Origin of the sequence: Cognatilysobacter xinjiangensis, from assembly GCF_014651995.1 — a bacterium.
GTDB classification, from domain to species: domain Bacteria; phylum Pseudomonadota; class Gammaproteobacteria; order Xanthomonadales; family Xanthomonadaceae; genus Cognatilysobacter; species Cognatilysobacter xinjiangensis.
The window spans coordinates 1-25,189 of the sequence record NZ_BMXY01000004.1 but is presented as its reverse complement, the minus strand read 5'-3'; the positions used below and the strand labels follow the sequence as shown (position 1 = coordinate 25,189).

Here is a 25,189-nt window from a genome sequence, read left to right as displayed (position 1 = left end):
GACGGACGCCCCGTCGCGGCCTTGGGCGCGCGGGTTCAGCGCGACGACGCGATACTGCGCGCCCCGCCGCTTCCGTTTCACGCGCGCCGCGCCATGCACGATTACGACGTCCTGATCATCGGTGGCGGCGCCGCCGGCCTGATGTGCGCGTTCACCGCGGGGCGGCGCGGCCTGCGCGTGGCGGTGATCGAGCACGCCAACCGCGTCGGCAAGAAGATCCTGATGTCCGGCGGCGGGCGCTGCAATTTCACCAACACCGGCACCACGCCCGCGAACTACCTGTCGGGCAATCCGCATTTCTGCAAGTCGGCGCTGGCGCGCTACACGCCCTGGCATTTCATCGAGATGGTGGAGCGCCATCGCATCGCGTACCACGAGAAGGAACTCGGGCAGCTGTTCTGCGACGAGTCATCCAAGCTCATCGTGAAGATGCTGATGGACGAGTGCACGGCGGCCGGCGTGCGCGTGCTCACCTCGTGCGGCGTCGATCGCGTGGAAGCGATGGGCGAGCGCGACTTCCGCGTGCATACGGCCGCGGGCACGTTCCGCGCGCCGGCGCTGGTCGTCGCCACGGGCGGGCTGTCGATCCCGAGCATGGGCGCGACCGGTTTCGGTTACGAGCTCGCGCGCAGCTTCGGCCACGCGGTGCTGCCCACGCGCGCGGGTCTGGTGCCGCTCACGCTCAGCGGCACGCACCAGCAGCGCTTCGCGGAGCTCAGCGGCGTGGCGTTCCCGGTCACCGCCGAGGCCAACGGCGCGAGCTTCAGCAACCAGATGCTGATCACCCATCGTGGCCTGAGCGGGCCCTCGATCCTGCAGATCTCGTCCTTCTGGCAACCCGGCGACGCGCTGGTGCTCGACCTGCTGCCGGGCCTCGACGCGCTCGATTTCCTCGAGGCCCAGCGCGCCGCACGCCCCGCCGCGATGCTGCACACCGTGCTCGCCGAGGTGCTGCCCAAACGCTTCGCGCAGCGCCTGTGCGAGGTCTGGCTGACCGACCGGCCGATGAAGCAGTTCACCCCGCCGCAGCTGCGCGAGGCGGCCGCGCTGCTGCAGCGTTTTCCAGTCACGGCGAGCGGCACCGAGGGCTATCGCACCGCGGAGGTCACGCTGGGCGGCGTCGACACGCACGAGCTGTCGTCGACCACAATGGAATCGCGCCGCGTGCCCGGGCTCTACTTCGTCGGCGAGGTGGTCGACGTCACCGGCTGGCTGGGCGGCTACAACTTCCAGTGGGCCTGGGCCGCGGGCCATGCCTGCGGCGGGGCGGTCTGCGCCTGATCAGCGACGCGGCCAGCCCGCGCGCAGCGCCCACAGGCCCGCGACGCCGGCGATCCACGCCGCCGCCGGGACCGACAGCAGCTTCGGCCCGCCCGCCTCCAGCGCGTACAGCAGCGCGGCGACGATCATCAGGCCGGTGCCCAGCAGCGCGGCCACGGTGCGGCGCTGCATGCGGCGCACCTCGTCCACGAGATGCGTCAGCTCCGCCGAGCGCAGCGTGAGTTCGTGACGGCCTTCCACCTGCTGGCGCAGCCAGGCGTGCAGCAGGCGCGGCATCTCCGGCGCATGCGTGACCAGTTCCGGCAGGCGCTTGCGGAACTCCACCGCGAGCCGCTTCGGGCTGTAGCGCTGGCGCAGGATGCGCGCCAGCACCGGCTCGGCCACGCCCCAGATGTCGATCTGCGGATCGAGCAGGCGCCCGACGCCCTCGATGTTGAGCAGCGTCTTCTGCAGCAGGATCAGCTGCGGCTGCAACGTGAGTTCGTACTTCTGCGCGGTGCGGAACAGCTTGACCAGCACTTCGGCCAGCGGCACTTCCGACAGCGGGCGGGTGAAGTACGGCTCGCAGACGGCGCGCGCAGCGGCCTCGAGTTCGTCGATGCGCGTGTGCGCCGGCATCCAGCCGGCGTCCACGTGCAGCTCGGCGATGCGGCGGTAATCGCGGTTGAAGATCGCCATGAAGTTCTCGGCGAGCCAGTACTGGTCCTCGTCCGAGAGCTGGCCCATGATCCCGAAATCCAGCGCGATGAAGCGCGGATTCGCGCGCCGCGCCGGGTCGCTGTCGACCCAGATGTTTCCCGCATGCGCATCGGCATGGAAGAAGTTGTCGCGGAACACCTGCGTGTAGAACACGCGGACGCCCTTGGCGGCGAGCGCGCGGCGGTCGATGCCCGCGGCATCCAGCGCGGCGATGTCGTCCGACGGGATGCCGTGCACGCGCTCGAGCGTCAGTACGCGATCGCCGCTGTGCGACCAGATCACCTCGGGCACGTAGAGATCGTCGCTGCCCTCCCAGAACCGGCGCAGCACGCTGGCATTGCCGCCCTCGCGCTGCAGGTCGAGTTCGGCATCGAGCGTGTGCTCGATCTCGTCGACCACCGCATGCGGGCGGATCTTCTCGGCCTTCGGATGGGTGCGCTCGACCACGCCGGCGAGCGCGCGCAGCAACGAGATGTCCTGCGTGATCTGCGTGCGGATGCCGGGCCGCAATACCTTGACCACCACTTCGCGACCGGTGCCCGGCAGCGTGGCTGCGTGTACCTGCGCGATCGAGGCCGAGGCCAGCGGCGTCGTGTCGAAGCTCGCGAATGCTTCGGCCACCGGGCGGCCGAGCGACTGCTCGACGATGCCGCGCGCGATCTCGCCGTCGAACGGCTTGACGCGATCCTGCAGCAGCGCGAGTTCCTCGGCCACGTCGTGCGGCACGAGGTCGCGGCGCGTGGAGAGGATCTGCCCGAACTTGACGAAGATGGGCCCGAGCTCCTGCAACGCCAGGCGCAGGCGCGCGCCGCGCGGCAGCGCTTCGACCTCCGCGCTCGCACGCGGCACGAACGGGCGCCCGAGCTTCAGCCAGCGCTCGGCCGGCGTGCCGTCGAGCAGCGCGTCGAGGCGGTAGCGCAGCAGCACGCGGCCGATGCGCCAGGCACGCAGCACCGGCGTCATGCGCGTCGCCCGGACAGGCGCGCCACGCGTGCGGCAAGTCGATCGACGTCGTCGCGCACGGTGTCGATGTCATCAAAGAAGGCGGCGAGCTCGTCGCGGCCGACGACGTCCTGCGATTCGTGCTGCACGTAGTCGGCGGCGTTCGTCGCGACGACGCCGGCGGCGTTGCGTGCGGTGCTCAACGCAGCGCGGATCAGCTGCGCGACCTGCACACCGAGCACGTCGCCGAAGGCCGCCACGAACGGGCGCTGCCAGTCGGGATCGAAGCGCTCGGCCAGGCGCTGCAGGCGGCGCGCGAGGTCGGCATCGCCCTCGATGCGCAGCTTGCCGACCGCGGGCGCGTCGTCGCGGCGCATGAAGGGCAGCTGCGCCAGCAGGCCGCCCAGCGTCGCGCGCACCGACAGGTCCGGCTCGGCCTCCCCGGCCACGGGCCCGACGCGCAGGCGGTCGCCGTCGACGTCGATCTGCAGCGCCAGCGGCGGCGTGGCCACGCGCAGCACCAGGCGGCGGCCATCGAGGCCGCGCAGGCCGTCGCGGGTGTCGGGATCGAGCGCCAGCGCGCGGTTGAGCGCCGCCTCCAGCGCGCGCCCGGCCAGCGGTTTCAGCGAGTCGAGCGGCGTTCGGCGTTCGTCCATGCCGGCATTCTAGCCGCGCGCCTGTTTGCGCCCGTTACGCGCCCTGCCAGGCCGCGCGCAGGCGGCGCAGGCCTTCCTCAAACGACACCGCGGGCACCCAGCCGAAGTCGCGTCGCGCCGGTTCCATCGAATACCAGTGCGTGGTGACCAGCTGCTCGGCGAGAAAGCGCGTCATCGGCGGCTCGCCCTTGAGCGGCAGCAACGACCACGCGGCCTCGCAGGCGGCGCCGATCGCATAGGCGACGCCGAACGGGATCGTGCCGTTCGCGCGCGGCGCACCGGCGGCATCGAGCAGCGCGTCCATGGTCTCGCGCATCGAGCGCGGATCGCCGTTGCTGACGAAGTACGCACGGCCCGCGCAGGCCGCACCCGGTCCCAGCGCGTCGAAGGCCGCGAAATGCGCATCCGCCGCATTGTCGATGTAGGTGGTGTCGACGAGATTTTCGCCGTCGCCCACCAGCTTCAGGCGGCCGACGCGCGCGCGCTCGACGATGCGCGGCAGCAGCTGGTTGTCGCCCGGGCCCCAGATCAGCCGCGGACGCAGCGCGACGACGGCGAGGTCCGTGTCGTTCGCCGCCAGCACGCGCTGCTCGGCGATCTTCTTGGTCGACGCATAGGGCGACTTGAGATGCTCGCCGTAGGGCACTTCGTCGGCGCCGAGGCCGGCGACGGGATGCGTGGCGCGATGGGTGACGCTCGGCGTCGAGGTGTAGACCAACCGCCCGATGCCGTGCTCGCGGCAGGCGTCGAGCACGTGCTGCGTGCCGGCGACGTTGGCGTCATGGAACTCGCGCGGCTCGCGGCTCCACGCGCCGGCCTTGGCGGCGTTGTGGAAGATCGCGTCGCAGCCGCGCGCAGCGGCGATGACGTCGTCGCGGCGCGCGAGGTCGCCGCGCATCTGCGCCACGCCCATCGCCTCGAGCGCCGCGTAATGCCCACGATTGAAACTCACCACCTCGTGCCCGCGTGCGCGCAGGCCGCGACAGAGCGCCTGGCCGAGAAAGCCGCCGCCGCCGGTAACCAGGACTCTCATGCACCGATCTCCTTCGCGGCCCATGCCGCAAGCTTCTCGCGGCCGATCTTGGCGTTGTGACGGATGTCGACGGGGAAGCCGTCGTACCGCAGGAACACGTCGATGCTCGCGGTGTTCGCATGGCCGCGGCCGATGTCGCGCAGCCCGGCTTCGATGCGCGGCCATTCCCGCACATCGACGCCAGGCTTGAGTTCTACGCAGAGCACCGGCCGTTGCGCGCCCGCCGCGCCGACGCCGACGAGCGCCGTGCGGTGCACGTCGGCATGGGTGTTGAACACCGGTTCGACCTGTTCGGTGTAGAGCGCGCCGGTCGCGGTCTCGACGCGATGGGTCTTGCGGCCGCAGAACCACAGGCGGCCCTCGGCATCGAGCCAGCCGACGTCGCCCATGCGATGCACCACGCGCTCGCTGCCGTCCGGCGCTACTTCCCGGATCTTCGCGAGCTTCGTCGACGCGTCGCGACGGAAATAGGTATCGGTGGCGGTCGGGCCGGCGACGGTGATCTCGCCGATCACGCCGGTGTCGACGACGAGATCATCGGACCAGCGCTCGATCGGCGCATCGTCGATGCGGATGATGCGCACCTCGTTCGGCGCCACCGCGCGGCCGACGCAGGTACCGGCGCCGGCTTCCGTCGCCGCGCGCGTGGCCTGCAGCTCGCGGCTCTCGATCACCGCGACGGGCAGGCATTCGGTCGCGCCATAGGGCGTGTAGAACGCCGCATCCGCGGGCAGCAGTGCGCGGATGCGTGCCACCACCTCGGCAGGCACCGGCGCGCCGGCACTGGTGACGCGGCGCAGCGTCGGCAACGGCTTCCCGTACTCGGCCAGTACACGCATCAGCGCGGGCGAGCCGAACAGCTGCTGCGCGCCGAAGCGCTCGATCGCCGCATGCAGCCTGCGCGGATCGGCCTTGGCCGGGCGCGTGGCGTCCATGTCGGGAATGATCGACGTGAGCCCGAGCGCGGGGCCGAACAGCGCGAACGGCGGGAACGTCGGGAAGTCGACCTCGCCCTCGCGGATGCCGAGCGCGGTTCGCATCAGCTCGATCTGCGCGACGAAATGCCGGTGCCGGTAGATCACGCCCTTGGGCACGCCCGTCGAGCCGCTGGTGAACAGGATCGCGGCGACGTCATCGGGTTCCGTATCGGCGAGCTGCGGGCCCGCGCCCGCGCCATCGGCCTCGACGCGCGCGAGCGTGTCGTCGGCGAGCCACGCGCGCGCGCCGGTGGTGATACGCAGGCGCGCGCTGCGCGACCAGCGCAGCAGCACGCGCGCGAGCTGCGCGAGCGGGATGCCGATGAAGGCCTCCGGCGCGGCCTCATCCAGGCACTGCCTCAGCGCGCGCCTATCGATGCCGGGATCGACCAGCACCGGCACCGCGCCGGCCTTGAACAGCGCGAACATCAGCAGGAAGAACTCGGGCGACGGCTTGACCATCACCACGCAACGCGTGCCGCGCGTGACGCCGCGCCTGGCCAGGCCCGCCGCGATCGCGTCGCTGCGTGCATCGAGTTCGGCGTAGCTGAGCGCGACGTCGTAAGTCGCCAGGCCGTCGGCCCCGCGCGTTCCGGGGCAGCGCATCGCGATGCGCGCGGGCTCGCGCGCGGCCATGTCGGGCAGCGCGGCGGCGATGTTGCAGGGCGTGCGTGCGGACCCGCTCATGCGCGCGGCTCAGGCCAGCGGATGGGTGTCGAGGAAGCGGCGGATGGCGGGCACCAGCACCTCGTGCTTGTCGGCCAGCACGTAATGGTTCGCGTCCTCGAACGCGTGCACTTCCGCGTTCGGCAACGCGCGGCGGAAGCCGTCGAGGAAGTGCCTGTCGAACACGAAGTCGCGCAGGCCCCAGCCGATGAAGGCGGGGCGATCGGCGAACGAGGGCAGCGCGTTGCCGACGCGTTCCAGCAGCGGCCACGCGCGGTCGCCGGGCGCGAGCGGAATGTCCTGCATGAAGCGGATGGTCGAGATCGCGTTCGCCCAACCGTGGTACGGCGCGTCGAAGGCATCGCGCGCCGCGCGCGGCATCGGCCGCGACACGCCCAGGCGCGAGGCGCCGCGCGCGAACAGGTTGAAGCGACGGATCGCCCAGGCGCCGAGCGTCGAGTCGCGCCCCACCGAGAGCCGCCAAGGCATCGGCTTCGCAGCCGGCAGCGGGAACGCGGCGGTGTTGAGGATCACCAGGCGCTTGACCTGTGGCATGTGCGACAGCGCCCAGCCGAAACCGATCATGCCGCCCCAGTCGTGCACCGCGAGCGTTACGTCGCCGGTGACGCCTGCATGCGCGAGCAGCGCGGTGAGGTCGTCGACGCGCGACTGCAGCGTGTAGTCGTAATGCGCCGGATCGGTCGACGGCGTACGCGCCGGCCGGACGCCGCCGCCGTCGTCCGGCTTGTCCGACAGCCCCATGCCGACGTGGTCCGGCACGATGCAGCGGTAGCGGTCGCGCAGGCCGAGCACGAGGTGGCGCCAGTAGTAGCTCCACGACGGATTGCCGTGGACCATCACCACCACCTCGCCTTCGCGCGGGCCCTCGTCGAGGTAGGACATCGAGATACCCGGCCGCACCTCGAAGCGTTGCGGCGTGAACGGGTAGTCGGGGAAGGAAGCCGTGGCGGTCATGGTGTTCGGGGGCCTGAAAGCACACGGCCGCACGAGGCGGCCGGTGGTGTCGCGATCAAGGTGTCGGGCGGATTACCAGACCACTTCCGCCATCGAGCAGTTCAGGCCCGAGCCGATGCCGAGCAGCGCGACGCGGTCGCCCTTCTTCAGGCGGCCCATCTCGCGGAGCTTGGAGAGCACGATCGGCACCGAGGCCGGGCCGATGTTGCCGTGCTCGCCGAAGATGGTCAGGACCTTCTTCGGGTCGATGCCCATCGCCTTGGTGAAGGCGGCGGTGTGCACCTTGCTCACCTGGTGCACGACGAACTCGTCGAGTTCCTCGGCGACCCAGCCGAGCTTCTGGCGCGCGACTTGGAAGGTCTTCTGCGCGAGCTTGACGCCTTCGATCAGCAACTGGCGGGTGTCGGTGACCATGCCGTCGAGGTTGCCGCGGCAGAGCTTGTTCCACTCCGTGGCCGCGCGCGTTACGCCGCCCCGGTAGCGCGGCGCGCCCGGCGCGAGCTCGGCACGGGCCATCACCATCGCGGCGGCGCCGGAGCCCAGCGTCAGCGTGGCGAGCTCGTTGCGGAAGGCTTCCTCGGTGACGTCGGCATGGGTCAGGCGCTCGAGCGTCTTCTCATAGGCGAGGTCGGCGGTCTCGCCGTCGACCACCAGCGCATATTCGATCTCGCCGCGCTCGATCATGCGCGCCGCGATGTCCATGCCGTTGATGAAGGCGAGGCACGCGTTCGCGACGTCGAAGTTCTGGCAGGTGTCCGGCAGGCCCAGGTTGCCGGAGACGATCGAGGCCGTCGACGGCTCGAGGTAATCGCGGCTGACGGAGGTGTTGACCAGCAGGCCGACGCGGCCGGGCTCGATCCCGGCATCGCCCAGCGCCTTGACGGCGGCGAGGGTGGCGGCGTCGGAGGCCAGCATCGGGCCGTCCCACAGGCGACGCTCGTTCACGCCGGCGATGTCCTTGATCACGTCGGTACGGATACCGAGGCGATCCAGCGTGGGTCGCAGCCTTGCGTTGATTTCGTCCGTCGTGAGGCGGCGCGGCGCGTCGATGTGCGCGAGGCCGGCGATGGCGACGTGTTGGAACAGCATGGGCGACAGCTCGTGGGCGACCGGAACACACAAGCTTAACGCGCGGGGCAGTACGGCGCACACCCGCGTACGGGGGCGCACGGTTCAGGAAACCCCGTTCAGGCGGCGATTCAGCCCGGGCAGCGCCAGGCCGAGTAGCGCTGGCGGCCGTCGCGGGGCGGCTCCAGCGGCAGCACGGTGTTGGCGCCCAGGCTCACTGCCTCGTTGCGGGCCATGGTTTCCAGCTCCTCCTGCACGCGCAGCGGGTTGCGCTCGTAGAGCGCGACGCGGTCGGTGACGTTGCCCTCGATCTCGCCGAGCTTGGTGCAGCCCGCGGTGGACGCGCCGGCCGCGAGCACGCGCACGCTGGCGGCGCCGGTCTCCATGGGCACCCAGGTGCAGGCGCCGGCGAGCAGGCAGAGGGCGGCGATGGCGGTGATGCGGATCATCGGCAGGGTCCGGAAACGACGACGCGCGGGATTGTCGCCCCGCGCGTCGCCATCGCAAAGCCCGGCCGCTTACTTCGCGACCGGCTTGCCGTCCGCGTCGACCACCTTGACCTCGCCGAGGCCGAGCTCGCGCACGCCGGACTCGATCTTCGGCAGGTCGCCCACGACCACCCAGGTCAGCGCGTTCGGGTCGATGCGCTTGGCGGCCTCGGTGACCATCGCCGGCGTCATCTCGCGGTTGCGCTCGGCGAAGCGCACCACGTAGTCCATCGGACGGCCGTAGCGCAGGTTCGACGCCACCTGCGAGAGCACGGCCGAACCGGTCTCGTACGCGCCCGGCAGGCTGAGCGTGTTGGTCGCGCGGATCTTCTCGACCTCCTTCGCCGTCGCCGGCTTCGTACCGCTCGCGAACTCGGTGACCTCGCGGCGCAGCTCCTTGATCGACTCGACGGTCTTGTCGCTCTGCACGGCGGCCGAGGCGATCCACGGGCGCTGGCCGAGCGTGTTGCTCGCGCCGCTGTAGGAGCCGTAGGCCCAGTGCTTGTCCTCGCGCAGGTTCATGTTCAGGCGCGAGGAGAACTCGCCGCCGAGCACGCCGTTGGCGAAGTCGAAGTCGATCGTGCCGGCGTCGGCGGTCGGCGGCACCAGGCCGGCGACGTAGACGTTGCTCTGGATCGCGCCCGGCTGGTTGACCAGGTAGACGCGGCCGGCGGCCGGCTTGGCGACGGTCGGGACCGTCGGCAGCTTCGGCGCGTTGGCGGGGGTCTTCCAGTCGCCGAAGCGCTTCTCCAGCTCGGGCAGGATCTGCGCGAGCGTGGTGTCGCCGACGATGACGATGCGCGCGCTCGACGGCTGCAGCCAGTTGGCGTGGAAGTTGACCAGGTCGTCGCGGGTCAGCGACTTGATCGAGTCCTCGGTGCCGGTGCCGGTGAACGGGATCGCATACGGATGGCCGTTGCCGTAGAGCAGCGGCGGCAGCACGCGCAGCGCGGCGGTCTGCGGACGCGCCTTCTCCTGCTTGATGCCGGCCAGCCACTGCGCGCGCACGCGTTCCATCTCGGCGGCGTCGAAACGCGGGCGACGCACGACGTCGGCGAACAGGTCCAGCGACTCGGGCAGCTTGTCCTTCAGCGCCGACAGGCCGACGGTGGCCTGGTCGAGGCCCGCGCCGGCGCCGATCTGCGCGCCCAGCGCCTCGCTGCGCGCCTTGAGCTGCAGCGCGCCCAGGTCGCCTGCGCCCTCGTCGAGCATGCTCATGGTGAAACTGGCGGTGCCGAGCTTCTTGCCGAGGTCCGCGGTGTAGCCGCCCGGGAACTCCATGGACAGCTGCACCACCGGCACTTCATGGCGCTCGACCAGTGCGACGGTCATGCCGTTCGACAGCGTGGCCATCGCCGGCTGCGGGAACTGGAGTTCCGGGAACGACGACGGCATCGGCACGCCGGTGCCGCGGTCGACGTCGGTCTTGACCGTCTTGAACTTCGGATCGGGCTTGGGCAGCGGGGCCGGCGCCTTGGCCGGTGCGGCGACCACGCGCTCGGGGATCGACGAGGCCGGCGTCTCGCTGGGCTCGACCAGCAGCGTGTGCGAGCCGACGCCGAGCCACTTGCGGCCGATGTCGCGCACCTGCTCGGGCGTGGCCGCCATCAGCACGGCGAGGTCTTCCTTGAAGCAGTCCGGCTTGCCGGTGTAGACGGTGCATTCGGCCAGCGCGTCGGACTTGCCGCCGAAGCCGCCGATGCGCTCGATGCCGCGCACGAAGTCGGCGCGGATCGCGGTCTTGGCCTGCTCGAGTTCAGCCTGCGTCGGGCCTTCGTTGACCAGGCGCTTGAGCTCCTCGTCAATGACCGCCTCGACCTTCGCGGGCTCCACGCCCTGCTTGACGTCGGCGGTGATCATGAAGGTGCCGGAGATCTCCTGGCTCCACAGCGCCGTGCCGGTGTTGTCGACCAGCTTGTCGCCGTAGACCAGGCGCGTGTCCAGGCGCGAGGTCGCGCTGCCGCCGAGGATCTGGCTGAACATCGCGAGCAGCGTGGAGTCGCGCGTGCCCGTCTCGGCCACCGGCCAGGCGCGGTAGATGCGCACCTGCGGCACGCGATCCGGGATCGTCTCGCGGGTGTCCTGGGTGCGCTTGGGGATGTTGGTCTGCATGTCCGGCAGCGTGGCGCTGGCCGGGATGTCGCCGAAGTAGCGCGTGACCTTCTGCTTCGCGGTGGCCACGTCGATGTCGCCGGCCAGCACCAGCACGGCGTTGTTGGGGCCGTACCAGCTCTTGAACCAGGTCTTGACGTCGTCGAGCGTGGCGGCGTCGAGGTCGGCCATCGAGCCGATCGTCGACCAGCTGTACGGATGGCCCTGCGGATAGATCGCCTCCATCAGCTTGCTGATGATGCGGCGGCCGTAGGGCTGGTTCTCGCCCTGGCGCTTCTCGTTCTGCACCACGCCGCGCTGCTCGTCGAGCGTCTTCTGGTCGATCGCGCCGAGCAGGTGGCCCATGCGGTCGGACTCCATCCACAGTGCGGTGTCGAGCGCGGTGGTGGGCACGTTCTGGAAGTAGTTGGTGCGGTCGGAATTGGTGGTGCCGTTCTGGTCGGTCGCGCCCACCATCTCGAACGGGCCGAAGAACTCGTCGCGATGGTTCTCCGAGCCGTTGAACATCAGGTGCTCGAACAGGTGCGCGAAGCCGGTGCGGCCCGGCGATTCGTTCTTGCTGCCCACGTGGTACCACAGGTTCACCGCCACGATCGGCGCCTTGCGGTCGGTATGCACGATCACGCGCAGGCCGTTGGGCAGGGTGAATTCCTCGTAGGGGATGTCGACGGTCGCGGCGGGCGCGCTGCGGGCCGGGGCGGCGGCGACGGGCGCGGCCACGCCGGCAATGGCGGCGGCCACGGCGAGCGCGAGCAGGGCGGCGCGCGGACGGCGCGACAGGGACTGGGACATGCGGAACTCCGGTAGGGCCGGCCCCCGCCGGCAACCGCCGGATGCTAGCCCAGCGGCAGGCGAAGCGGACCGGGCCACAAGTACCGGCCCGCGCATGAACGCGCTCATGCACGCCCGCGCCTACACTCGCGCGACCGTCGCCCGGAGCCCGCCATGTCCCGTCGAAACGTGCTGATCACCGGTGCCAACCGCGGCATCGGCCTGGAATACGTCCGCCAGTTGCTCGCCCGCGGCGACCACGTGATCGCCACCGCGCGCCACCCCGCGCAGGCGCACGACCTCAACCGCCTCGTCGCCGAGCACCCGGGCCGGCTGCACGTGTTCCCCCTGGACGTGATGGACCCGAAGGCCGAGGCGGAAGTCGCGCGCGAGCTGCCGCTGGTCCTGGGCGACGAGCCGCTGCACCTTTTGATCAACAACGCCGGCCTGCTGCATTCGGGCGAGCGCTTCGGCCACGTGCCGGCGGCGAACCTCGAGGACAGCTTCCGCACCAATGCGATGGGCCCGTTCCTGCTCGCGCAGGCCATCGAGCCGCGCCTGGCCGACGGCGCGAAGGTCGCGAACATGACCTCGCAGCTGGGCTCGATCGCCAACACCACGCGCTTCGGCACGCCGACCTACGCGATCGGCAAGGCCGCGCTGAACATGGTCACGCGCCTGCTGGCCGCGGCGCTGGCCGATCGCCGCATCGCGGTGGTCTCGCTGCATCCGGGCTGGGTGCAGACCGACATGGGCGGCGCGCAGGCGCCGCTCGCGCCGCAGCAGTCGGTCGCGGGCCTGCTTCGCGTGATCGACGGCCTCGACATGGCGCGCTCGGGCAGCTTCCTCGACTGGCAGGGCGAGACGCTGCCGTGGTGACGCGCAGGCTGCGGCGATAATCGCCGCATGTTCGACGTCGTCCTCTACCAGCCCGAAATCCCGCCCAACACCGGCAATGCGATCCGCCTGTGCGCCAATACCGGCGCGCGGCTGCATCTGGTCGAACCGCTGGGCTTCGACATGGACGACCGCCAGCTCAGGCGCGCCGGGCTCGACTACCACGAGTACGCGACGGTGAAGGTGCATCGCGATCTCGATGCCGCGCTCGCGCATCTTCGCGACGTGCATGGCGACGGGCTGCGGGTGTTCGCCTTCAGCACGCGCGGTCGCGTGCGCTTCGACACGCCGGCCTATCGCGTGGGCGATGCCTTCCTGTTCGGCCCGGAAACGCGCGGCCTGCCCGACGACGTGCTCGACGCCCTGCCCGGGTCGCAGCGCCTGCGGCTTCCCATGCGGCCCGGCGTGCGCTCGCTCAACCTGTCCAACGCGATCGCGGTGACGGTGTTCGAGGCCTGGCGCCAGCAGGGCTATGCCGGCGGCGGCTGACGCCTCGACGCCGCGCATCGCGCGCGCCCCGTAGTCTCGCCCGCGGGCCGCAGGGCGGCGAAGGAGATCGGCATGCGCATCCTCGTCACCGGAGCGACGGGCTTCATCGGCGGCGCGGTCGTCGATGCGTTGCTCGCGCGCGGCCACGTGCCGGTGCCGGCGGTGCGCGACGTGGCGGCGGCGAAGCGTCGCTGGCCGACGCTGCAACCGGTCGCGGTGGATTTCGCGCGCGACACGCGGAGGTCGGCCTGGTCGCCGCGGCTCGCCGGCGTCGACGCCGTGGTCAATGCCGTCGGCATCCTGCGCGAAAGCGCGGTGCAACCCTTCGATGCGCTGCACGACGCCACGCCGCGCGCGCTGTTCGATGCCTGCGTCGACGCCGGCGTACGCCGCGTGGTGCAGGTCTCCGCGCTCGGCGCCGACGACGCGGCCGCGAGCCGCTACCACCTGTCCAAGCGCGCGGCCGACCGCCACCTGCTGTCGCTGCCGTTACAGGCCACCGTCGTGCAGCCGTCCGTCGTGTTCGCACCACAGGGCGCGAGCGCCGGCATGTTCCTGATGCTGGCGACGCTGCCACTCGCGGCATTGCCGGGCGGCGGCGTGCAGAAGGTGGCGCCGGTGCATCTGGACGACGTGATCGAGGCGATCGTGCGGGCACTGGAAAGCGATGCACCGCCGCGGATGCTGGCCGTGGTCGGCCCCGAGTGCATGAGCTTGCGCGACTACCTCGACACGCTGCGCCGCGGCCTCGCGCTCGGCCCGCTGCGCGCCGTGCGGGTGCCGATGCCACTGGTGCGGTGGTCGGCGCGACTGATGCAGCACTTGCCCGGCTCGCTGGTCGAACCCGAAACCATCGCGATGCTGGAGCGCGGCAACTGCGCGCCCGCCGACGACCTCGCCGCCCTGCTCGGCCGCCCGCCGCGCGCGGCGAACACTTTCGTACTCTCGGCGACGCGCGCGATGACGCGTCGCGACGCGCAGCTGCGCTGGGCGTCGCCCCTGCTGCGCGTGTCGCTGGCGATCGTGTTCCTCGTCACCGCGGCACTTTCGTTCGGGTTGTATCCGGTCGAGCGCAGTTACGCGCTGCTCGCGGACGCGGGCCTGCATGGCGCTGCGGCCACGCTCGCGCTGTACGCGGGCGCGACGCTGGATCTCGCGCTCGGCATCGCGATGCTGCTGCCGATCCGTCGCGGCGCGGTCTATCTCGCGGCGATCGCGCTGATCCTCGGCTACACCGCGATCATCAGCGTCGCGCTGCCCGCGTTCTGGCTGCATCCGTTCGGCCCGGTGCTCAAGAACCTGCCGATCCTCGCCGCCCTCGTACTGCTGCATGCACTGGACCGCCGCCCGTGAACGATTACCTGCTCGTCAAGACGCTGCACATCCTGTCGGCGACGTTCCTGTTCGGCACCGGCGTGGGCACCGCGTTCTACCTGCTGGTCACCACGCTCGGCCGCGACGTGCGCGTCGTCGCCAGCGTGACGCGCTGGGTGGTGATCGCCGACTGGCTGTTCACCGCGACCACCGCCGTGCTGCAACCGCTGACCGGCATCTGGCTGGCGCATCGCCTCGGCATGCCGCTGCACGTGGGCTGGCTCAAGTGGTCGCTGGCGCTGTATGCGGCGGCGATCGCCTGCTGGCTGCCGGTGGTCTGGCTGCAGATGCGCCTGCGCGACCTCGCCCGCGCCGCGCTCGAGGCCGGCACGCCGCTGCCGCCGGCCTACTGGCGCGCGTTCCGGGCCTGGGTGCTGCTGGGCGTGCCCGCGCTGTTCGCCTTCCTCGCGATCTTCTGGCTGATGGTCGCCAAGCCGGTGCCGTAGCGCCGGGCCCTGCCGCCATCGTGGGTTTCCCGCCGTGCCGGAACGCGATCGCGCAGGCGCGAGGGCGCCGAGGCGGCCGTCGACCTGAAGCCGCCTGAGAAGTTCCTAAACCGGTGAGTTCAGGATTAAGGAAGCGTTGTGAAGCGCTGCGGATACTTCGCTGCACCGGCCGGTCAGCGGCCGGCCACCAATAACAAGAGGCACCCCATGAAGCGCACCCTGCTTGCCCTCACGCTCCTCGCCGCCCTGCCGTTCGCCGCCTCCGCGGCCGAGGGCGTGTCGTACAACTACGTCGAAGGCGGCTACGTCCGCACCGACCTCGAGAACACCGGCACCAACAACGATGCCGATGGCTGGGCCCTCAACGGCTCGGGCGCGATCGCCCCGAACTTCCACGTGTTCGGCGGCTACTCGAAGCAGTCGATCGACGGCGTCGATGTCGACCTCGAGAACTGGCGCCTGGGCGTGGGCTACAACCGCGAGATCAACACGCGCCTCGACCTCGTGACCCGCGTCGCCTACGAGAACTACGACCTCGGCGGCCTGCCGGGCGACAACTCCGCCGACGGCTTCAGCGTCGAGGCGGGCGTGCGCGGTGCGTTCACTCCGAACCTCGAGGGCTATGCGCTCGCCGGCTACGAGAAGACCGAGGACTTCGACGGCGACTTCTACGGCCGCGTCGGCGCGCAGGTGAAGTTCAACCCGACCTGGGGCGTCAATGGCGAAGTGAAGTTCGCCGACGGCGACACCCAGGTGTTCGTGGGTCCCCGCATCTCGTTCTGACGGATCGACTCTCTCCCGATCCTGAACGAAAGCCCGGCTCCGGCCGGGCTTTTTCTTATGTGCAATGTGACGGCCCTGTTAAAATTACGTTCTGCGGCGGAACTGAGCCGCAGCGAATTTCAACAAGAACAGGGACTTACATGAAGACCAAGATTCTCGCGCTGGCGCTGGCGCTCGCTCCGTTCGCCGCCTCCGCTGCACCGCTGTCCTACACCTACGTCGAGGGCGGCTGGAACAAGCTGCACGTCGAAGACGACCTCCTCGACAACCCGGAAGCCGACGGCGGCTTCATCCGTGGCTCGTACGACCTCGGCTCGGGCGTGAACGTGTTCGGCGGCGTCTCGCGCGCCTCCGAGGACTTCGGCCTCGCCCCGGGCGTCACCGCCGACCTCGACCTGACCCAGTACGAACTCGGCCTGGGCTACCACCAGTCGATGTCCGACCGCGTCGACTTCATCGCCGAGCTGGCGTACGCGCGCCTCGATGCGGACCTCGACGTCAGCGGCTACGGCAAGATCGGCGACGACATCAAGGGCGGCCGCGCCGCGCTCGGCGTCCGCGGTCAGTTCAACGACGCGCTGGAAGGCCTGCTGAAGGTCAACTACTACGGCGGCGGCGACTTCGACGAGACGTTCACCGGCGTGATCGGCGCGCAGTACAAGTTCAACCCGACCTGGGGTATCACCGCCGAAATCGAGCACGGCGAGCTGGTGTCGAGCAACGAAGACACCCGCTACATGGTCGGCGTCCGCGCCAGCTTCTGATCTCGGTCAGCGCATAAAGAAAAAGCCCGGCTCCGGCCGGGCTTTTTTGTTGGCGAAGCTGCGCGGCGTCAGCCGAACAGCTCGTCCGGGTACTCGGGCTTCTGCTCGCGCGCGAGCAGCCGGCGCAGGCCGTCGGCCGGGGTCATCCGCCCGTGCAGTACCGCGCGCACGGCCTCGGAGATGGGCAGCTCGACGCCGGCCCGCTCGGCCTGGCGCATCACCTCGTCGGCGGTCTGCACCGACTCGACCACCTGCCCGATCTCGCGCACCGCGTCGGCGATCGACTGCCCGCGGCCGAGCGCGAGGCCCAGGCGGCGGTTGCGCGAGAGGTCGCCGGTGCAGGTCAGCACCAGGTCGCCGAGGCCGGCGAGGCCCATCAGCGTCTCGGCCTTGCCGCCCAGCGCCTGGTTCAGGCGCAGCATCTCGTTGAGCCCGCGGGTGATCAGGCCCGCGCGTGCGTTGAGGCCGAGCTGCATGCCGTCGGCGACGCCGGTGGCCACCGCGAGCACGTTCTTCATCGCGCCGCCCAGCTCGGCGCCGAGCATGTCGTCGCCGGTGTAGGCACGGAACGCCGGGCCGTGCAGCGCCTCGGCGACCGTCTTGGCGAAGCCGGCGTCGTCCGAATGCACGGTGAGCGCGGTCGGCAGGCCCTGCGCGACTTCCTTGGCGAAGGACGGGCCGGTGACGACCGCGAGCGGCACGCCCTCGCCCAGCACCTCGGCAGCCACCTCGTGCAGGAAGCGGCCGCTACCGGGCTCGAAGCCCTTGGTCGCCCAGGCCACGCCGGCGTCGGCCGGGCGATGCGGCGCGAGCGCGCGCAGCGTCTCGGCGAAGGCATGTGAGGGCACGACCACCAGCACCAGGTCGGCGTCGGCGAGCGCGGCGGCGAGGTCGGTGGTGGCGGCGAGCGTGTCCGGCAGCGGGATCCCGGGCAGGTAGCGCGGGTTCTCGTGCGCGGTGTCGATCGCCTGCACCACCGCGGCGTCGCGGCCCCAGAGCACGGTGTCCTCGCCGTTGCGCGCGATCAGCGCGGCCAGCGCGGTGCCCCAGGAGCCCGAGCCGAGTACCGCGACGCGCCGGACGGCGCGCGCGGTATCAGCCATGTCCACGTCGTTTCCGGTCATCCCGGATCAGGCGTTGCCGACGGCCTCGGAGGACTCCAGGCCCTGCGTGGCGCGCTGGCGCAGGCCTTCGGCGTACAGCGCCTCGAAGTTCAGCGGCTGCAGCAGGAACGGCGGGAAGCCGCCGGCCTGGATCAGGTCGGAGATCAGCTGGCGCGCGTACGGGTACAGCACGTTCGGGCAGTGCGTGCCGAGCACGGCGTCGAGCGTCTGCGCGTCGAAGCCGGCCAGGCCGAACACGCCGGCCTGCTTCACCTCGGCCAGGTACATCGGCTTGTCGTCGGCGGTGCAGGTCAGGGTGATGCCGAGCACGACCTCGAAGGCCGCGTCGTTCAGGCGCGTGACCTGCTGGTTGAGGTTCATCGAGAGCTGCGGCTGGGCCTGCTCGTTGAACACCGCCGGGGCGCCCGGAACCTCGAACGAGACGTCCTTGACGTAGATCTTCTCGACGGTGAAGGACGGGCCGGTGGCGGCATTGTCGTCGGTGGCGCCGAGGACGGCGTCGTTCTGGATCTCTTCGGTCATGGCTGCGCTCCGGCGCGGATGTCGATGCGAAAGGGGCGGGATTATGGCACGCCCGGTTTTGCCGGACGCCGGGCGCTCAGGCGCGGCCCTTCACCAGCGGCAGGCCCGCCTGCTGCCAGGCGGCGACGCCGCCGTCCAGCCAGTACACGTTCTGGAAGCCGGCCTTGCGCAGCTTGCCGGCCGGCGCGGCCGAGGCCTGTCCGCTGCGGCAGACCAGCACCACCGGGCGCTCCTTGGCGCCCGCGAGCAGCTTGTGCTCGGGGCCGAAGGCGCTGGCCTGCACGTTGCGGCTGCCGGCGATGTGGCCCTTCTCGAAGTCGCCCGTGGCCGAAAGGTCGACGACCAGCGCATCCTCGCGGTTGACCAGCGCGGTGAGCTGCGGCGGGGTCAGCGCCTTGTAGGGGCGGAACAGGCGCGCGATCTCGGTATAGACGAGCGCGAGGCTCAGGCCGACGAAACCGATGGCGAGCATCTGGTGTCGGCCTGCGAAATCGAGGAGTTCCTGGAAGGTCACGGACGATCGCCCACGTTACGGGGCGCGGATTGTCGCATGGCGCGGCCGCGGCTCAGCGCCCGCCCCATAGATCCGGCAGCCCGCTGGTGATCCACCAGGCCTTGGCCTTCGGGTCCCAGCGCCAGACCTCGCGGTAGCGCACGGTGCGTTCGGCCAGCGTGTTGCGGTTGATCACGCCGATCTCGACGTCGCGCACCGCGGTGCCGGCCTTGTAGTCGACGGTGGCGCCGAGGTCGCGGTAGGACGAGATCTGCACCTGGCGGTAGCGCTCGGCCTCGATCGAGCCCGGCGCCTGCTCGGCGCGTCGCTCGGGGTCGAGCAGGTTGACCGCGCCTTCGAAGTTGCCCCAGCGGATGGCGGCGGCCCAGCCGTCCTGGGCGGCGGGCAGCGCCCGCTGGGCGGGGCCGGCGACGGCCAGGCCGACGAACAGCAGCAGCGCGAACGGCAGGCGGCGAAGCAGGCGGTGCATGGCGGTCTCCCCTTGGTGCGCCGATCGTAGGCCGGCGCGCGCGCCGCGCCCAGCGGACGGCGTCGCAGCCCGGCGAACGGTTCAGCCGGCCGGCGGGCGGGCGATCGCCGCGAAGCGCGCCTCGAAGGTGGTGGCCGCGCGGCCGTCGGGCAGGTCCACGCGCGCGACGAGCTCGATGCGGCCGCGGCCCTTCTGGCGGATCGCGTCGAGGAAATCGTCCCAGGATGCCTCGGGCGCGGCGACCGCCTCGGCCTCGAGGTCGTCGTAGAGCGGCGCGAGGTAGCGGATGCGGCTGTCGGCGACGTAGATGTCGCAGTCCAGCCCGGCCGCCTCGACCGCGAGCCACACGCGGCCCCAGCAGGCCAGCGTCATCAGCGAGGCCAGCGAGCCGCCGAACGCGCAGCCCTTGTCGTTGACGTTGAGTGCGAGCGGCGCGCGCAGGCGCAGGCGCTCGCCGTCGAAGCCCGCGATCGACAGGCCCAGCGCACGCACCGGCGGCATGCCCTGGTAGTGCGCATCGAGGTGCGCGAGCGCGTCGCCGCTCATGGCGACACCGTGCGGTATGCGAAGCTGCGCGGCATGCACGACTCCCTGTCGACGGGCCCGCGATGGTACGTGATCTCGCTGCGCCCGCGCGGTCAGCACCAGCGCCTGCGCGACGTCGCGCGGCGTGCGGGGCATGCGGTGATCGCGCTGTCGCCGCTGCGCATCCGCGTACATGAGGACACGGCCTCGCGCGACGCGCTGCGCGAGGCGCTGGGCTGCGACGTCGTGCTGTTCACCAGCCCCAACGCGGTGGCCGCGGCGCGCGCGCTCGAACCCCTGCCCGACGACCTGCCCGCGATCGCGATCGGCGACGGCACGCGGCGCGCGCTGCGCCGCGCCGGCGTCGATCACGTGGAGGCGCCCGCGCGCATGGACAGCGAGGGCGTGCTGAACCTGCCGCGGCTTTCGGACGTGACCGACCAGCGCATCGGGCTGGTGAGCGCGCCGGGCGGACGGGACCGCATCGCGCCGGCGCTGCGCGCGCGCGGTGCGCAGGTGCTGCGCGCCGACATCTACAGCCGCGAGCCCTGCGGCCTGCCACGCACCGGGCTGCGCGCGCTGCGCGGCGCGCAGGGGCGGCTGGCGCTCGCGCTCACCAGCGGCGAGGCGCTGGACCTCGCCGTCGCGCAACTCGAGCCCGCCGACCTCGCGCGGCTGCGGCAGGCGCGCGTGCTGGCGGCGAGCGATCGCCTGGTCGAGCACGCCAGGCGCCTGGGTTTCGCCGACGTGCTGCGCGCCGACGGGCCGCGACCGTCGCAACTTGTCGCCGCGCTGAACCGCGCGCCGGGCTGAAGCGGCTTTTCACGGCGCGTCCCGCGGCCGCTGCCGAGACTCGCGGGGTCCGCCGTCTCGGGAAATCCATCATGGCCTTCGTACGCAGCCTGCTGATCTGGACGGTCGTCGTGCTCGCCGTCGCCCTCGCCGCCCAGGTGCTCCTGCCCGAACCCGGGCTGGTGCTGCTGCGCTACGGCGGCCTCGACTACACCACCACCGTACCGCGCGCACTCGCCATCGGCCTGGCCGTATTCGCCGGCCTGTGGCTGCTGCTGAAGCTGTTCGCAGCGCCCGGCTCGGCGCTGCGCCGTCGCCGCGAGCGCAACGAGCGCTCGCGACTGAACTCTGCGCTGGAGGACCTGCACCTGGGCCGCTGGGAGCGCGCCGAGCGCACGCTCGCCGCCACCCGCGATCCGGATTCGGTCGCCATCGCCCGCCTGCACGCGGCACGCGCCGCCGCGGCGCGCGGCGAGACCTCGGTGGCCGTGCAGCATCTGGATGCGCTGTCGGCCACGCATCCGGCATTGCGCGCGATCGGCCAGGCCGAGCTCGCGCTCGCGCAGGGCCGCCCGACCGACGCGCTGGTCGCACTCGAGATGCAAGCCGCACAGCCGCTGCCGCCGCGCGGACTCGCGCTGCGCGCACAGGCGTTGGCCGAGATCGGCCATTACGACGAGGCCTACGGAATGCTCGGCGCGCTGCGCAAGCACGATGCCGTGCCCGCCGCCGACCTGCCGCGCCTGGAAGCCCGCTGGGCGCGTGGCGCGCTCGCCCATGCGCGCGACGGCAACGCGCTGGCCGCGCAGTGGGACGCAATGCCGGCGACGCTGCGCCGCGATCCCGCCGTCGCCGCCGCCTATGCGGAGCGCGCCGCCGTGCTGCACTGGGACGATGCTGCGGCACAGGCGATCGAGCAGGCGCTGGAAGCGAACTGGGACGAGTCGCTGGCCGCGCAGTACGGCCGGCTGCCGGTGGGCCGGCTCGACGAGCGCCTTGCGCGCAGCGAGCGCTGGCTCGCGCAGCATCCCGACAGCCCGGGCCTGCTGCTGAGCCACGCGCGGCTGCAGCACGCGCATGGCGACTGGACCGGCGCCGACGCCACGCTGCGCCGCGCGATCGCGCGCGGCGCGGGCCCCGAGGCATGGGAGCTGCTCGGCCACGGCCACGCCGCCAATGGCGAGGACGCCGCCGCGCGCGTCGCCTATGCCAATGCCCTGCGCAGCGCGCGCGGCGAGGAGCCGCTCGACCTGCCCGTCGACGCGACGCGCCTGCCGCGCGATTACGAGCTGCGCGACGGCCGGGGGCCGACGCGCCTGCAATGAGTGTGAGGGAGGGTGCCTGCGTCGCCTCCGGGCGGCGCAGGCCTCGTTTCAGCGCCGACGCAGGCGACGCACGACGATCACGACGATCGCCGCCGCAAGCCACAGCGGCCAGATCGTGATCGCGATCAGCACGAGTTCCAGCACACCGCGCCACCCGTCCGCGAGCGCGCCGCCGACCCGCGAAACGAAACCCGGGCCTTCGTGGCGCAGCACCGCGTCCACGTCCGGGCGCTCGGCGCGACGCACGCGCTCGGGCTGGCGCATGGTGATGTCGAGCGTCGCGAATTCGACGCGGTCCTCGAAGCCGCGCTGTTCGACGACCGCTTCATCGCGGGCGGCCTGCTGCGCCGCACGACGATCGATGACGTCGGCGCGGACAGCGGGCCTGCCGTCCTGCGCGACGTCGCCCAGCGCGGACTGCGCGCGATCATGGCGCAGGCGCGCGAGTTCGCGTCGCAGCAGTTCGAACTGCGCGTCCACCGCTTCGTAACGGCGGCGGTCGAGGAACTCCATCTCCGACGCGATCGCACGCAGGAAGGCCTGCGCGCGGTCGCTGGGCACGCGCACCTGCAGCTCGCCGCGGGTGACGTAGGTGCTGAGTTCGACGAGGCGCGCATTGCCGATCGGGCGGCGTTCGGTACGCCGCACGTCGGCCGTGACCTCGCTGCGCGTCACGAAACCGCCGAAGCGCGCGGCGAGATCCTCGATGCGCACGGTGCTGCGCTGCACGTCCGCCACCTGGCAGTCGACCTGCGCGGTGCGCACGAAGCGGCGCGTGCCGGACGGCTGCGTCATCGCGGCGGAACCCATCGCGTCGGCGCCGACGCCAGGGCCGCTGACGGCAGGCTCGGCGGCGGCGCGTGGCGCAGCCGGGGCGGCATCGGCGGCGGCGACTGCCGCACGGCTTTCGACCTCCGCCTGCGAGGCGGTCCCGCCATCGGCGGCCTGCTCCTTCGAGCATGCCCCGGCGAGCAATGCGACCGCGAGCGCGGCCGCGAGAGGAACGGTAGGACGACGGCTCATGTGCGGCTCCGGGTGGACGTGTCGTCGAGGTTCAACGACCCGGCGACGGTAACGGGGTTACCGCCGGCTCCGCACCGGCCGCGATCAGCGCTCCAGGATCGCCACCACGCCCATGCCGCCCGCCGTGCAGATCGAGATCAGGCAGCGGCCGCCGCCGCGCTGGGCGAGTTCCTTCGCCGCGGTGGCGACGATGCGCGCGCCGGTGGCGGCGAACGGATGGCCGGTGGCCAGCGACGAGCCGTTGGGATTGATCTTCGCCGGATCGATCGCGCCCATTGCGCCTTGCAGCCCCAGGCGCGTGCGGCAGTACGCCTCGCTCTCCCAGGCGCGAAGCGTGCACAGCACCTGGGCGGCGAAGGCTTCGTGCAGCTCGTAGAAGTCGAAGTCCTGCAGCGAAAGGTTGTTGCGCGCGAGCATCTCGGCCACCGCGATCGTCGGTGCCATCAGCAGGCCTTCGCCGGCGACGAAATCCACGGCCGCCACGTGCGCGTCGCGCAGCCAGGCCAGCGGCTCGATGCCGCGTGACGCCGCCCAGTCCGCCGAGGACAGCAGGCAGGCCGACGCACCGTCGGTGAGCGGCGTGGAATTGCCGGCGGTGAGCGTGCCACGCCCGCTCGTGCGGTCGAATGCCGGCTTGAGCGAGGCCAGCTTCGCCATCGTGGTGTCCGGGCGCATGATGTTGTCGCGCGAAACGCCACGGAACGGCACGACGAGGTCGTCGAAGAAGCCGCGCTCGTAGGCGGCGGCGAGCTTCTGGTGCGACTCGTAGGCGAGCTGGTCCTGCGCCTCGCGCGGAATGCCCCATTCCTTCGCCATGTCCTCGCAGTGCTGGCCCATCGACTTGCCGGTGCGCGGCTCGGCCACGCCGGGGAAATCGGGCTTGAGCTCGCGCGGCGAGAAACCGGCGAACGCACGCAGCTTCTCGCCCGGCGTCTTCGCCGCGGCCATCTTCAGCAGGCGGCCGCGCAGCTTCGCGCCGTAGACGATCGGCACGTCGGAGGTGGTGTCCGAGCCGCCGCCCACGCCCGAGTCGATCTGCCCGAGCGCGATTTTGTTGGCGATGTGCACGATGGTGTCGAGCGAGGTGCCGCAGGCGCGCTGCATCGTGATGCCCGGCGTCAGCGGCGACAGGCCGGAGGACAGCGTGGCCTCGCGGCCGAGGTTCCAGTCGGACGAGTGCTTGATCACCGCGCCCATCGCCACCTCGCCCAGGCGCTGGCCCTGCAGGCCGTACTTCTCGACCAGCGCGCCCAGCGCGCGGACCGACAGGCCCAGGTTGCCGACGTCGGCATAGGCGGTGTTTTGGCGGCAGAACGGGATGCGGACGCCGCCGAGCACGGCGACGGGACGATGCAGCTGCATGGCGGACCTCATGGACGACGACACGGCCCGTCGAAGGCCGTCGGTATGATGCGGCGAGTGTAGCGCCACCAAACGCCAGCGTACTGATGACCGAATCGCCGACCGACAACGACGCCACCGCCGTGCACGTGCTGGGCGCCCTCGCGCTGGAACTCTCCGGCACGTCCGCACCGCGCCGCGACCGCCTCGCGCAGGCGGAAGCCGGCGAACTGGCCTCGTTGATCGCCGCCGACCTCGCCGCGTTCGCGCCGGACGCGGCGGAGCTGGAGCTGGTCACCGTGGGCGCGCACTACGACCCCGTGGAGCTGCTGCGCCCGGGCTGGCCGCTGCACGGGGAACTCGATGCGCTGGCCGCGCGCGCGCCCGGCCGCAGCCGCGGCCGCATCGTCGCGTTCGGCGCGCACGACGATCGCCTGCCGGGCGACCTCACGCCCTCGCCCGACCTGACGGGGGGCCCGCTGCGGCTGGTGCCCATCGTGCTGGGCGGCGACCCGGCGCGTGTCGGCCCGGTCGGTGATCTCTTCGAGCAGGAACTGCTCGAGCGCGGCATGGCCGGCGCGGCCACCGCGCTCGCGGCGCAGTCGATGTTCGGCCTGCAGGTCGAGCACGCGCGCTACCTCACCGTGCACGACCTCGCCGCGATGACCTCGCTGCAGTACGAGCACGCGGGTCTCGGCGCGCTGTGGCCGGTGATCGAGACGGCGCTGCTCGCGCCGGAATCGGATGCCTGGCTCGATGCGCCGCCCGAGCCGCTCATCCGTTATGTGGACGGCGAAGCGCGCATCGCGCTGTTCTCGCCGCCGGCGTGGCAGAAGCGTTACGCGGTGGGGCTCGACTGCACCACGGAAGAGTGCCGCGAGCAGGCCTACCGCCAGCACCAGCATTTCGAAGCGCGCCAGCGCCAGCTCGCCGCCGTGCTGCAGGCACACGGCGTCGTGGTGAACTTCGTGCACTGCGATCGCGACGTCGACTGCGTGGCCGCGCTGGGCTGATCGACATGCGAACGGCGCGACATTCGCCGCGCCCGTCGCATCGAAACCTTCGAACGCAAGCCCGGCCGCGATGCGTCGCGGCCGGGCTTTTTCTCAGCGTCCCGCCTGCGCGCGCGTCTC

25 protein-coding genes are annotated in these 25,189 nt (G+C 71.6%); 10 read left to right on the top strand and 15 right to left on the bottom strand.

The features are described 5' to 3' along the window. Nucleotides 1-93: 93 nt before the first annotated feature. The gene (locus tag IE066_RS12550; protein ID WP_189450454.1) at nt 94-1,281 is read left to right on the top strand and encodes a BaiN/RdsA family NAD(P)/FAD-dependent oxidoreductase; all 1,188 of its coding nucleotides are present in this window, start codon (nt 94-96) and stop codon (nt 1,279-1,281) included. On the opposite strand, the gene ubiB is transcribed toward IE066_RS12550, so the two are convergent. The 8 genes from ubiB to IE066_RS12510 form a co-directional block, all read right to left on the bottom strand. Then, nucleotides 1,282-2,943 (bottom strand): ubiquinone biosynthesis regulatory protein kinase UbiB, encoded by a 1,662-nt coding sequence (gene ubiB / locus IE066_RS12545; protein ID WP_189450451.1) that lies wholly within the window; start codon nt 2,941-2,943, stop codon nt 1,282-1,284. Next, the gene (locus IE066_RS12540) at nt 2,940-3,578 is read right to left on the bottom strand and encodes a ubiquinone biosynthesis accessory factor UbiJ (protein WP_189450448.1); all 639 of its coding nucleotides are present in this window, start codon (nt 3,576-3,578) and stop codon (nt 2,940-2,942) included. Before IE066_RS12540 ends, ubiB begins: the two co-directional genes overlap by 4 nt. Nucleotides 3,579-3,612: 34 nt before the next feature. Beyond that, complete coding sequence (gene oleD, locus IE066_RS12535; RefSeq protein ID WP_189450446.1) at nt 3,613-4,611, bottom strand: 2-alkyl-3-oxoalkanoate reductase; 999 nt, start codon at nt 4,609-4,611, stop codon at nt 3,613-3,615. Continuing rightward, nucleotides 4,608-6,275, bottom strand: coding sequence for an olefin beta-lactone synthetase (gene oleC, locus IE066_RS12530; protein ID WP_189450444.1), 1,668 nt, complete (start codon nt 6,273-6,275; stop codon nt 4,608-4,610). Before oleC ends, oleD begins: the two co-directional genes overlap by 4 nt. Before the next feature lie 9 nt (nt 6,276-6,284). Beyond that, nucleotides 6,285-7,229, bottom strand: a complete 945-nt coding sequence (locus IE066_RS12525; RefSeq protein WP_189450442.1) for an alpha/beta fold hydrolase — start codon at nt 7,227-7,229, stop codon at nt 6,285-6,287. Nucleotides 7,230-7,301: 72 nt separating this feature from the next. Then, nucleotides 7,302-8,318 carry a 3-oxoacyl-ACP synthase III gene (locus tag IE066_RS12520; protein ID WP_189450440.1) on the bottom strand — a complete coding sequence of 339 codons (1,017 nt, stop codon included), beginning with the start codon at nt 8,316-8,318 and terminating at the stop codon, nt 7,302-7,304. A 110-nt stretch (nt 8,319-8,428) separates the two neighbouring features. After that, nucleotides 8,429-8,743, bottom strand: a complete 315-nt coding sequence (locus tag IE066_RS12515) for a DUF4156 domain-containing protein (protein ID WP_425488945.1) — start codon at nt 8,741-8,743, stop codon at nt 8,429-8,431. A gap of 72 nt (nt 8,744-8,815) precedes the next feature. After that, nucleotides 8,816-11,689 (bottom strand): M16 family metallopeptidase, encoded by a 2,874-nt coding sequence (locus IE066_RS12510; RefSeq protein WP_189450436.1) that lies wholly within the window; start codon nt 11,687-11,689, stop codon nt 8,816-8,818. Between the two features lie 153 nt (nt 11,690-11,842). Between IE066_RS12510 and IE066_RS12505 the strand changes: the two genes are divergently transcribed. From IE066_RS12505 to IE066_RS12480, 6 genes are all read left to right on the top strand, one after another. Then, nucleotides 11,843-12,547 carry an SDR family oxidoreductase gene (locus IE066_RS12505; RefSeq protein WP_189450434.1) on the top strand — a complete coding sequence of 235 codons (705 nt, stop codon included), beginning with the start codon at nt 11,843-11,845 and terminating at the stop codon, nt 12,545-12,547. Between the two features lie 27 nt (nt 12,548-12,574). Next, complete coding sequence (locus tag IE066_RS12500; RefSeq protein ID WP_189450431.1) at nt 12,575-13,054, top strand: tRNA (cytidine(34)-2'-O)-methyltransferase; 480 nt, start codon at nt 12,575-12,577, stop codon at nt 13,052-13,054. Nucleotides 13,055-13,126: 72 nt separating this feature from the next. Beyond that, on the top strand, nt 13,127-14,407 hold the full coding sequence (locus IE066_RS12495; RefSeq protein ID WP_189450429.1) for an SDR family oxidoreductase: 1,281 nt from the start codon (nt 13,127-13,129) through the stop codon (nt 14,405-14,407). Continuing rightward, nucleotides 14,404-14,874: a DUF2269 family protein gene (locus IE066_RS12490; protein WP_189450427.1), complete on the top strand. Its 471-nt coding sequence runs from the start codon at nt 14,404-14,406 to the stop codon at nt 14,872-14,874. Before IE066_RS12495 ends, IE066_RS12490 begins: the two co-directional genes overlap by 4 nt. A 207-nt stretch (nt 14,875-15,081) precedes the next feature. Continuing rightward, entirely contained in the window at nt 15,082-15,657 is a 576-nt protein-coding gene (locus IE066_RS12485) for an outer membrane beta-barrel protein (protein WP_189450425.1), read from the top strand. Nucleotides 15,658-15,797: 140 nt separating this feature from the next. Further along, nucleotides 15,798-16,421: an outer membrane beta-barrel protein gene (locus IE066_RS12480; protein WP_189450423.1), complete on the top strand. Its 624-nt coding sequence runs from the start codon at nt 15,798-15,800 to the stop codon at nt 16,419-16,421. A gap of 68 nt (nt 16,422-16,489) precedes the next feature. Here IE066_RS12480 and IE066_RS12475 read toward each other — a convergent pair whose 3' ends face one another. The 5 genes from IE066_RS12475 to IE066_RS12455 form a co-directional block, all read right to left on the bottom strand. Beyond that, a complete protein-coding gene (locus IE066_RS12475) occupies nt 16,490-17,524 on the bottom strand; it encodes an NAD(P)H-dependent glycerol-3-phosphate dehydrogenase (RefSeq protein ID WP_189450420.1) in 1,035 nt (344 codons plus the stop codon). A 27-nt stretch (nt 17,525-17,551) separates the two neighbouring features. Then, nucleotides 17,552-18,067: a protein-export chaperone SecB gene (gene secB / locus IE066_RS12470; RefSeq protein WP_189450419.1), complete on the bottom strand. Its 516-nt coding sequence runs from the start codon at nt 18,065-18,067 to the stop codon at nt 17,552-17,554. A 76-nt stretch (nt 18,068-18,143) separates the two neighbouring features. Then, nucleotides 18,144-18,581, bottom strand: coding sequence for a rhodanese-like domain-containing protein (locus IE066_RS12465; protein WP_189450417.1), 438 nt, complete (start codon nt 18,579-18,581; stop codon nt 18,144-18,146). Between the two features lie 52 nt (nt 18,582-18,633). Beyond that, nucleotides 18,634-19,050 carry a hypothetical protein gene (locus tag IE066_RS12460; protein WP_189450415.1) on the bottom strand — a complete coding sequence of 139 codons (417 nt, stop codon included), beginning with the start codon at nt 19,048-19,050 and terminating at the stop codon, nt 18,634-18,636. 81 nt (nt 19,051-19,131) lie between these two features. Continuing rightward, entirely contained in the window at nt 19,132-19,596 is a 465-nt protein-coding gene (locus IE066_RS12455) for a YiiD C-terminal domain-containing protein (protein WP_189450413.1), read from the bottom strand. Nucleotides 19,597-19,629: 33 nt separating this feature from the next. Between IE066_RS12455 and IE066_RS12450 the strand changes: the two genes are divergently transcribed. Then, nucleotides 19,630-20,388 carry a uroporphyrinogen-III synthase gene (locus IE066_RS12450; RefSeq protein ID WP_189450411.1) on the top strand — a complete coding sequence of 253 codons (759 nt, stop codon included), beginning with the start codon at nt 19,630-19,632 and terminating at the stop codon, nt 20,386-20,388. A 71-nt stretch (nt 20,389-20,459) separates the two neighbouring features. Continuing rightward, nucleotides 20,460-21,692: a heme biosynthesis protein HemY gene (locus IE066_RS12445; protein ID WP_189450409.1), complete on the top strand. Its 1,233-nt coding sequence runs from the start codon at nt 20,460-20,462 to the stop codon at nt 21,690-21,692. A gap of 48 nt (nt 21,693-21,740) precedes the next feature. Here the strand turns inward: IE066_RS12445 and IE066_RS12440 are convergent, their stop codons facing one another. Together IE066_RS12440 and IE066_RS12435 are read right to left on the bottom strand one after the other, a co-directional pair. Continuing rightward, nucleotides 21,741-22,715 (bottom strand): DUF4349 domain-containing protein, encoded by a 975-nt coding sequence (locus tag IE066_RS12440; protein ID WP_189450407.1) that lies wholly within the window; start codon nt 22,713-22,715, stop codon nt 21,741-21,743. Between the two features lie 84 nt (nt 22,716-22,799). Then, nucleotides 22,800-24,077 (bottom strand): acetyl-CoA C-acetyltransferase, encoded by a 1,278-nt coding sequence (locus IE066_RS12435; protein WP_189450405.1) that lies wholly within the window; start codon nt 24,075-24,077, stop codon nt 22,800-22,802. Nucleotides 24,078-24,163: 86 nt separating this feature from the next. Here IE066_RS12435 and IE066_RS12430 point away from each other — a divergent pair, with 86 nt between their 5' ends. Next, a complete protein-coding gene (locus IE066_RS12430) occupies nt 24,164-25,069 on the top strand; it encodes a hypothetical protein (RefSeq protein WP_189450403.1) in 906 nt (301 codons plus the stop codon). Nucleotides 25,070-25,189 lie beyond the last annotated feature (120 nt).